Annotated in this window: 4 protein-coding genes and 1 pseudogene; all 5 read right to left on the bottom strand. The window is 58.8% G+C overall.

Translation table 11 applies throughout. The annotated features are described in order from the left end of the window. Nucleotides 1–23: 23 nt before the first annotated feature. A complete protein-coding gene (gene rplR / locus AB0305_RS23015) occupies nt 24–380 on the bottom strand; it encodes a 50S ribosomal protein L18 (protein ID WP_366174181.1) in 357 nt (118 codons plus the stop codon). Nucleotides 381–390: 10 nt separating this feature from the next. Continuing rightward, nucleotides 391–924, bottom strand: a complete 534-nt coding sequence (gene rplF, locus AB0305_RS23010; RefSeq protein WP_366174179.1) for a 50S ribosomal protein L6 — start codon at nt 922–924, stop codon at nt 391–393. A 12-nt stretch (nt 925–936) separates the two neighbouring features. Next, the gene (gene rpsH, locus AB0305_RS23005) at nt 937–1,332 is read right to left on the bottom strand and encodes a 30S ribosomal protein S8 (RefSeq protein WP_004634489.1); all 396 of its coding nucleotides are present in this window, start codon (nt 1,330–1,332) and stop codon (nt 937–939) included. Nucleotides 1,333–1,359: 27 nt separating this feature from the next. Then, nucleotides 1,360–1,665, bottom strand: a complete 306-nt coding sequence (gene rpsN / locus AB0305_RS23000; protein WP_004634486.1) for a 30S ribosomal protein S14 — start codon at nt 1,663–1,665, stop codon at nt 1,360–1,362. A gap of 9 nt (nt 1,666–1,674) precedes the next feature. Continuing rightward, nucleotides 1,675–2,214: pseudogene (gene rplE, locus AB0305_RS22995) on the bottom strand (50S ribosomal protein L5). Nucleotides 2,215–2,300: the final 86 nt, after the last annotated feature.

Genomic DNA, 2,300 nt, shown 5'->3' with positions numbered 1-2,300 from the left:
ATGACGATAACCTCTAACCCGGCTTAGAACATCAGGCCAGCTTCGCGAGCCGCGTCGGCCAGAGCCTTCACGCGACCGTGATAACGGAAACCCGAGCGATCGAACGCCACAGCTTCGATGCCGGCAGCCTTCGCCTTCTCGGCGATGCGCTTACCCACCAGGGTCGCAGCAGCGGTGTTGCCACCGTTGCCGTTCAGTTCCTTGCGGACTTCGGCTTCCGCCGTCGAGGCCGAAGCCAAGACCTTGGTGCCGTCTTCCGAGAAGACCTGCGCATAAATGTGCAGGTTGGTACGGTGCACAGCCAGACGGGCGACATTCAGTTCCGCGATCTTCAGGCGGGTCTGACGTGCACGGCGCAGACGCGAGTCATTTTTGTTCATGATGTGCACCTTACTTCTTCTTGGTTTCCTTCAGGATCACACGCTCATCTGCGTAGCGCACACCCTTACCCTTGTAGGGCTCAGGCGGACGATAGCCACGCACTTCAGCGGCGACCTGACCAACTTTCTGCTTGTCCGAACCCTTGATGATGATTTCGGTCTGCGTCGGCGTTTCCGCCTTCACGCCTTCCGGCATCTCATGGATCACGTCGTGCGAGAAGCCGAGTTGCAGCTTCAGGGCGGTGCCCTGAACAGATGCACGGTAACCCACGCCGACTAGGTTCAGCTTGCGCTCGAAGCCCGTCGTCACGCCCTTGACCATGTTGGCCGTCAGGGCGCGCATCGTACCTTGCAGCGCATTGGCTTCACGCGACTCATCTGCCGGCTCGAACGTGATCGTGCCGTTGTCGGTGTTGACCTTGACCAGTTGGTGAATCGGCTGCGTCAGCGTGCCCAGCGGGCCCTTGACGGTCAGCAGACCACCAGCGAAATTGACTTCGGCGCCCTTGGGCAGCGCGATGGGAGCCTTACCTACGCGAGACATGGTTCCCCTCCCTTAGGCGACGTAGCAAATGACTTCGCCACCGACACCGGTTGCGCGGGCGCGGCGGTCCGTCATCAGACCCTGCGGGGTCGAGATGATGGCGACACCCAGGCCGTTCATCACTTGCGGGATTTCGTTACGGCCCTTGTACACACGCAGACCAGGCTTCGAGACGCGCTCCAGGCGCTCGATGACCGGACGGCCGGCGTAGTACTTCAGACCAATCGTCAGCGTGGACTTGCCACCCTGCTCGGTCACGGCGAATTCGTCGATGTAGCCTTCGTCCTTCAGGACTTTGGCGATTGCCACCTTCAGCTTCGACGACGGCATGACCACCGACGCTTTTTCCACCGCTTGCGCGTTGCGGATACGCGTCAGCATATCGGCGATCGGATCGCTCATGCTCATACTGTTTCTCCTGTAGCCTGTGCGTGATTACCAGCTGGCTTTCGTCAGACCCGGGATTTCGCCCTTGAAGGCGATTTCACGGAGCTTGTTACGCGCCAGGCCGAACTTACGGAACGTACCGCGGGGACGACCGGTGATCGAGCAGCGGTTGCGCTGACGAGTCGGGTTCGCGTTGCGCGGCAGTGCTTGCAACTTCAGACGCGCTTCGTAACGCTCTTCTTCCGACTTGCTTTGGTCTGCCACGATGGCTTCGAGAGCGGCGCGCTTCTCAGCGTACTTGGCCACGAGCTTGGCACGCTTCTTCTCGCGTTCGATCAGAGACAATTTAGCCACGGTAACCCCTTAATTACGGAACGGGAACTTGAACGCATTGAGGAGCGCCTTCGCTTCCTCATCGTTCTTCGCAGTCGTCGTGATGCTGATGTTCAGACCACGGAGTGCGTCGATCTTGTCGTACTCGATTTCGGGGAAAATGATCTGCTCTTTCACACCGATGTTGTAGTTGCCACGACCGTCGAACGCCTTGCCCGACACACCGCGGAAGTCACGCACGCGCGGCAGCGACACGGTGATGAAGCGGTCCAGGAATTCGTACATGCGTTGGCCACGCAGCGTGACCATCGTGCCGATCGGGTAACCCTGGCGAATCTTGAAGCCGGCGATAGCCTTGCGGGCCTTCGTCACGATGGGCTTCTGGCCAGCGATTTTGATCAGGTCGCCGGTGGCGAGCTCGATGACCTTCTAGTCATTGATCGCTTCGCCAAGACCCATATTCAGGGTGATCTTGGTGATGCGCGGAATTTCCATCACGTTGGCCAGCTTCAGTTCTTCCTTCAGCTTGGGCGCGATTTCCTTCCGGTAAATCTCTTTCAGTCGTGCCATGGTATTTACCTACGGATTCTCAAGCGCCAACCGGCTTCTGGGTGGACTTGAAGACACGAATTTTCTTGCCGTCTTCGATCTTGAAG

The sequence above is a fragment of the Arthrobacter sp. NPDC080086 genome, assembly GCF_040702285.1.
The sequence above is the reverse complement of the archived record's forward strand: the minus strand, read 5'-3'. Positions and strand labels throughout refer to the sequence as shown.

What these genes read in the sequence shown, in the direction of transcription:
- rplR (WP_366174181.1), bottom strand. Translation starts at nt 380, where the DNA reads ATGAACAAAAATGACTCGCGTCTGCGCCGTGCACGTCAGACCCGCCTG.
- rplF (WP_366174179.1), bottom strand. Translation starts at nt 924, where the DNA reads ATGTCTCGCGTAGGTAAGGCTCCCATCGCGCTGCCCAAGGGCGCCGAA.
- rpsH (WP_004634489.1), bottom strand. Translation starts at nt 1,332, where the DNA reads ATGAGCATGAGCGATCCGATCGCCGATATGCTGACGCGTATCCGCAAC.